Consider the following 6,806-nt stretch of genomic DNA (forward strand, 5'->3'; position numbering starts at 1 on the left):
TAATTATGTCGCTTATTCGTTTGTCTTTTGATTTTGACGGTGAGATTGCCGATTTTGAAGTATTCAAAAGATAGAGAAATTCTATAATGACACCGTTTGCGGCGGTGAGTGAGCCGTTATGGATATACACGCTTATGCGGTTTATCGGGTTTAGCAAATCGTCCTTTACAATGTCGGACGGTATTAGGTTGCCCGTACCCGGCGGACGGTTTATGAAAATATCTTCAAATTCTTCACAACGGTTTTGCTTGAAATATTCTGTCGACAGATACAAAATAATCCTCTCATACGGCTTCGCACTCAAACAACGTATATGGTGCATTTCAAACGGACGCGTTATGAGCATATCGTAAGGCTTTAATTTGTACACATTTCCCTCTGCGTAAAATTCAGAATCACCGCTTAGAAACAGAACTATTTCATATACATCATCGTGATTGTGAAGCTTGAAATCATTGTTGTCGGGTACTTCATCGTAGCAGTGAGTTAAACCGAAATACATATTCGGAAATATCTTTACTGTTTTCTCTGTCATATCAATCTGCCTTTCTGTAAACAAAACCGTAACGGTTTTGTTTACCTTTTTTGGGGGAGCTTGAGGTGCTAACCTCATTAAAAATCATTTCTGGCGACATGTGCGGCAGAAATGGCTTAAAATCTAAAGTTTCGACTTCGGAGGAACTTTATGATTTTTTCTCAGAAAATACTCAAAAATTACATCGTAAGATGTGATTTTTGGAGCTGTCGACATTTTGTCGACAGGCTCACTTTCATTATATCAGACAATGCCAAGATAATCAATGCTTTAACCAATATATTAGATGAAAATATGATTAAATTGCTGTAATGTATAATTAGATTTTATGAAAAGGAGCAAAATCAATGAGCTTTTTGTTTAACTTGAATACGAAGGTACATACCGAAACGGAAACAAAGCCTGTTATGAATGCGATTAATATTTTAAAGCGTGATATGGTAAAGGTTTTCGGTGCAAGTGATGAAAACGGAAATGATATTCATTTAAAAAAAGACGATACATTAGATGAGGAAAGTTATAAAATTGATATAGCAGAAAATATCGTGATAAGTGCGGCGGACGATTTGGGGTTTGTGTATGCACTTTTGAAAATAAGTGAAAAATATCTTGATATTAAGCCGTTTTGGTTTTGGCTTGACCAAAAAATCGAAAAGAAAGACAGTGTTAGAATAGAAAAATGTAAAATTAATTCACCGAAACCAAAGGTAAAATATCGCGGTTGGTTTTTCAATGATGAAGTGCTTATGATGAAATGGAAAATCAACGGTGACAAAAAAGAGCCTTGGAGAATGGCTTTTGAAACGCTTTTGCGTTGTGGCGGAAATATGACAATTCCGGGTACTGACAAAAATTCAAGACTGAACAGACAAATGGCGGCGGATATGGGATTGTGGATTACTCATCACCATGCAGAACCTTTGGGTGCGGAGATTTTTGCAAGAGCATATCCGGGCGTTGAGGCGAATTTTATGGAAAAGTCGGAGCTTTTTTATAAACTTTGGGAAGACGCGGTAATTGAACAGAAAGACTGCAATGTTGTTTGGAATTTGTGCTTTAGAGGACAGGGTGACTGCCCATTTTGGAGTAACGACACGAGCGGTCAATTTGACACTCCGCAAAAACGAGGTAAGCTGATAAGCAATATTATAAAAAAGCAATGCGATATTGTTAAGAAATACGTCAAAAATCCTGTTTTTTGTACCAACCTGTACGGCGAAATAATGGAACTTTACAAGGACGGTTATATAGAACTTGACGACGGTATTATCAAGGTTAAAGCCGATAACGGTTACGGTAAAATGGTTACAAGACGACGTGACAATCATACGGCACGAGTGTCGTCAATGCCTGTTAAAGACGGCGGCAGACAGGGTATTTATTATCATGTTTCGTTTTACGATTTGCAAGCCGCAAACCACATAACAATGCTTCCGAATACGGTTGATTTTGTGAACAGAGAATTATCGGACGTACTTGAAAACGGCGGCGATGATTTTTGGGTTATCAACTGTTCAAATGTCAGACCGCATACATATTATCTTGACGCGGTGAGAAAAAAGTGGTTCGGTGAAGATATATCGGACGAAAGTCACAGTAAGGAATTTGCGGACGATTATTTTAATTCGGCTTATGACGTATCAAAATGCCTTGCGGAATATCCGAAGTCAACGATTAAATTCGGTAAAAATGAAGATGAACACGCAGGTGAACAGTTTTATACCGAGAATGTGCGTATTATTGTGAATAAGTTTGTGAAGGACGATAAAAACAGTATTGCTCCGCTTAATTGGCTTGTCGGAAAAGGCGGGTTTTACAGACAGGTGAGAGATTACAAAGCTATATGCGAAAGTGGTATTGACAAGATAAATTCATATTACGAAATGTGCAAAAAGACGAGTGAAAAACTAAGCGGAAACGAGAAACAGCTTTTTGACGAAACTGTATTGTTACAGGCGAAAATTCATTATTATTGTGCAAACGGCGTAATAAAATTTTGCAACAGTATAGAGGAATTTGAAAGGGAAAATTACAAAGAAGCATTTTTGCTTTGCGGTGACAGTGCGGTTTTATTTGACAAGGCGAATAAGGAAATGCGTAACAGTGAAAACGGAGTTTGGCAAGGCTTTTATCATAACGATTGTTTGGCGGATATTAAGCATACCGCGTATATGGCAAGAAAGGTAATGGGGGTTATCAGAGAGTTCGGCGATAATATCAGACATGACAAATGGTATCGCGAAACGATGTATGCGCCCGAGGACAGAGAGGTTATGCTGTTATTAGTATTGGATAATCATATGACGGACGAAGAACTTTATAAAGAAATGAGGTCGATGGAATAATGATATTTGGTGTAGACTATTATCCCGAACATTGGAACAGAGATGAGTGGGAAAGTCAAGCTAAACTTATGCAAAAGGGTGGTTTTAACACTGTAAGAATGGGCGAATTTGCTTGGAAACTTTTTGAGAAAAAAGAGGGTGAATTTGATTTTTCATTCCTTGATGACGCAATAGAGATACTTGCAGAATACGGTATAAAAACCATACTCGGAACACCGACTGCCGCACCGCCGAAGTGGCTTGCGGATAAATATGACATCGTGCAGAGGGACAAATACGGCAGAAAAAAGGATTGGGGTTCAAGACGTGAAGGCTGCGGAAACAATCCGAGCTACATAGAAAAGTCGAAAATTATAACCGAAAAAATGGCTGAACATTACAAGGATAATCCAAACGTCATAGCATGGCAGATTGACAATGAGTTCGGCTGTCACGGAAGTACAAGATGTTATTGCGAGCATTGTCGAAAGGCTTTTGCAAAATGGCTTGAGGAAAGGTATCAGACAATAGAAAATCTAAACGAAAAATGGGGGAGCATATTCTGGAGTTTAAACTATGATTCTTTTGACGATATAATACTTCCGAAATATAATTCGTGCGAGGGTACATACGGCGATTTGTGGTCGCACAATCCCGCACTTGACTTGGAATTCAGACGTTTTTCTTCTGACACTTGGGTGAATTATCAGAAAATGCAGATTGATATTTTGAGAAAATATACCGATAATCCGATAACTCATAATTTGATGGGACATTTTTCGGATATAAACGCGTATGATTTGTCAAAAGATCTTGATTTTGTATCGTGGGACAATTATCCCGACAATCAATGGGGTACGTCCGAATATGAATATGTGTCTATGGCACACGAAAATATGCGTGGTGCGAAGAACAAAAACTTTGTTGTAATGGAGGAACAGGCAGGCCCTGCCGGTTGGGATATTTTAGGCTCAACGCCGCGTCCCAATCAGCTTAGATTATGGACATATCAGGCAATCGCACACGGCTGCGAGGGCGTTGTGTATTTCAGATTCAGAACGGCTCTTTTCGGTATGGAACAATATTGGTACGGTGTACTTGACCATGACGGTGTGCCGAGAAGACGTTTTTATGAAATTCAAAAGACAGGTCACGAACTTCAAAAACTTGAAAAATATATTGTCGGCTCAAAAAATAAGTATGATGCATTGCTTGTGAAGTCGTACGACAATGTATGGGGACATGATATAAAACGTCACGCACAAAACTATAATTATGAAAATCACTTGTATTCATTTTACAAGGCAAATTGTGATTTGAACATAAATACAGCCGTTTCAAACGGCAAATATGAAGATTATAAAATTGTGTATATGCCTGCGTACAACATAGTCACAGACGCAGAGAAGGAAAAAATAAAGGAATACGTCAAAAACGGCGGTACACTTGTTTTGACGTTTAGGAGCGGTACGCGTGATGAATATAACAGAGTAAGACCAATGGCACTGCCGGGAGTGTTCAAGGAAATTGCTGGCATTGAGGCGGTTGAATTTGACGCACCGAGAAAACCTGTAAAAATATACGGCGAAGTAAGCGGAAGTGCGGAAATATGGTGTGATATAATAAAACCGGATACCGCAAAAACCATATGCACATACGGAAGTGAATACTACAAGGGCGAAAGTGCAGTGACAGTAAACGAATACGGCAAGGGCAGAGTTTATTATGTAGGCTGTGATTTGGACAATGACGCAATGAAAGAGCTTGTAAGAATTATATCAAAGTCGGCGAATGTGGAAACAGTTGATACACCGAACGGTGTGGAGGTTGTTAAGCGAGATGACTGCACAATTATTTTAAATCACAATGAAAATGAAGTTGATACAAAAATTAAAGGAGTGTCGCTGTTTGACGGCTTGGAATTTAACGGAGTATTGGACGGTTACGGAGTACAATTTTTGGAGGGCAGTATATGATATACAAATTTAAAGAATTTAAAGATGAACCGCTTTTGATAAATCATTTGAATATGGGCGGTAAAAATCCGAAAGGCGAAGAAATTAACGTCACAAGCAGATATTTCACACGAAACGGAAAACCTTGGATAGGCGTTATGGGCGAGTTCCATTTTTCGAGATACAGCAGAGAGAATTGGCACAGAGAACTTGCAAAAATGAAAGCCGGCGGTATAACTATTGTTTCAACGTATCTGTTTTGGATATACCACGAAGAAATTGAGGGTAAAATGGATTTTGGCGGTGACAATGACATCAGAGCGTTTATCGAAGAATGTAAAGATGTCGGCTTGGACGTTGTAATTCGTATAGGCCCTTGGGCACACGGCGAGTGCAGAAACGGCGGTTTCCCCGATTGGCTTTTGAAAAAGGATTATAAACTTCGTGACAACAACGAAGAATATCTTGCGGTTGTTAAGAAGTGGTATCAGAGCATATATAACGAAGTGAAAGGACTGTTCTACAAGGACGGCGGAAACATAATTGCGGTACAGATTGAAAATGAATTTGTCGACAATGCCGAGCATTTGGCAAAACTTAAAGAAATAGCCGTAGAATGTGGATTTATTGCACCTATATACACAGTTACGGGCTGGAACAGTGCATCGGGTGCGAAAATTCCCGTTGATGAGGTTATGCCTGTATTCGGCGGTTATTGTGAGGCACCGTGGGAAAATCATATGAACAGACTGTCGCCGTCACCGCACTATTTCTTTAACAGAATGAGAAACGATTCCGCAATCGGAACGGACCTTATCGCAAAAACTCAGAGTGACGGCTGGCAGCTGCCGTATGAGCGTTATCCGTTCGCAACGTGTGAGCTTGGCGGCGGTATAGAGGTTACACATCACCGCAGACCGATTATAAAGCCTATGGATATATATGCGGTGTCACTTGTAAAACTCGGTGACGGAAACAATCTTGTCGGCTATTATATGTATCACGGCGGTACGAACAAAATAGGCGAACTGTCAACTTTTAACGAAACAAAGGCGACAGGCTATCCGAATGATTATCCGATACTTTCGTATGATTTTCAAGCACCGTTGTCGGAGTACGGAGAGGTCAGAGAACAGTACGGATTGCTTAATATGCTGCATATGTTTGTAAACGATTTCGGCGAAGAATTTGCACCGATGATTGCGGTTGATTCTGCAAATTCGGTGGCGGTAGACGATACAAATTCTTTGCGTTACGGTATGAGAACGAACGGCAAAAGTGGGTTTGTGTTTGTAAATCATTATCAGAGATTGACCGAACTTGCAGATATTGAAAATGCGGTGATAAGTGCGGAAAATGTTGAGTTTCCGCCGATTGACGTAAAGGGTGAAGTGAGTTTCTTTATGCCGTTTAATATGAAAATGGGCGACAGTGTGCTTGAATATGCGACAGCACAGCCGTTATGCAAGTGCGATGATACATATTTCTTTGCGGAAATACCAAATATCAAAGCGGAATACAAATTCAGCAAAGGCAGTGCGAATATTGTTACGGTGCCGTTTGAAAATGCTAAGTATATGCGTAAATTAAACGGAACGGTGTATATTGGCGGCGGTTGTAATTTGTATGAGGAAAACGGACAAATACACTCTGTCGAGGACGGTGAATATATTTGTCAAAAATGGAACGGAAGTGAATTTGAAACGCTTACAATCGTTCAGTCGGCAAAGCAATCAAATGTTGAAATTACAGTCGTGGAAAATGCACCGTTTGAGCCGAAGTACAAAGAAGAATTGTGCATTGGCGGAGAAAGAGAACTGACATGGAAGAAAATAAATGTTGACGGCGGATACGGATTTGCCGAGATTGACTATGTCGGTGACGTGGCGCAAATTTATGCGGATGGTGAACTTGTTGCAGATGATTACTATTACGGTAAGACGTGGCGAGTGCCTTGTAAATTGCTTTACGGCAAAGAATGTTATATGGTAA

General features: G+C 39.9%; 4 protein-coding genes. 3 read left to right on the forward strand and 1 reads right to left on the reverse strand.

The annotated features are described in order from the left end of the window. On the reverse strand, window positions 1–613 hold a 613-nt coding region (locus tag ACLTU0_RS09950; RefSeq protein WP_412322279.1), incomplete at its 3' end, for a cupin domain-containing protein. A gap of 269 nt (window positions 614–882) precedes the next feature. Here ACLTU0_RS09950 and ACLTU0_RS09955 point away from each other — a divergent pair. From ACLTU0_RS09955 to ACLTU0_RS09965, 3 genes are all read left to right on the forward strand, one after another. Continuing rightward, window positions 883–2,880: a glycosyl hydrolase 115 family protein gene (locus tag ACLTU0_RS09955; RefSeq protein WP_412322281.1), complete on the forward strand. Its 1,998-nt coding sequence runs from the start codon at window positions 883–885 to the stop codon at window positions 2,878–2,880. Continuing rightward, a complete protein-coding gene (locus ACLTU0_RS09960; protein WP_412322282.1) occupies window positions 2,880–4,835 on the forward strand; it encodes a beta-galactosidase in 1,956 nt (651 codons plus the stop codon). The genes ACLTU0_RS09955 and ACLTU0_RS09960 overlap by 1 nt, the downstream gene beginning before the upstream one ends. Beyond that, window positions 4,832–6,806, forward strand: a 1,975-nt coding sequence (locus ACLTU0_RS09965) for a beta-galactosidase (RefSeq protein WP_412322283.1), incomplete at its 3' end; no start/stop codon positions are given. The genes ACLTU0_RS09960 and ACLTU0_RS09965, both read left to right, overlap by 4 nt.

The sequence above is a fragment of the Hominilimicola sp. genome (genome assembly GCF_046972485.1).
GTDB classification, from domain to species: Bacteria; Bacillota; Clostridia; order UBA1381; family UBA1381; genus Hominilimicola; species Hominilimicola fabiformis.

What these genes read in the sequence shown, in the direction of transcription:
- ACLTU0_RS09960 (WP_412322282.1), top strand. Translation starts at nt 2,880, where the DNA reads ATGATATTTGGTGTAGACTATTATCCCGAACATTGGAACAGAGATGAG.
- ACLTU0_RS09955 (WP_412322281.1), top strand. Translation starts at nt 883, where the DNA reads ATGAGCTTTTTGTTTAACTTGAATACGAAGGTACATACCGAAACGGAA.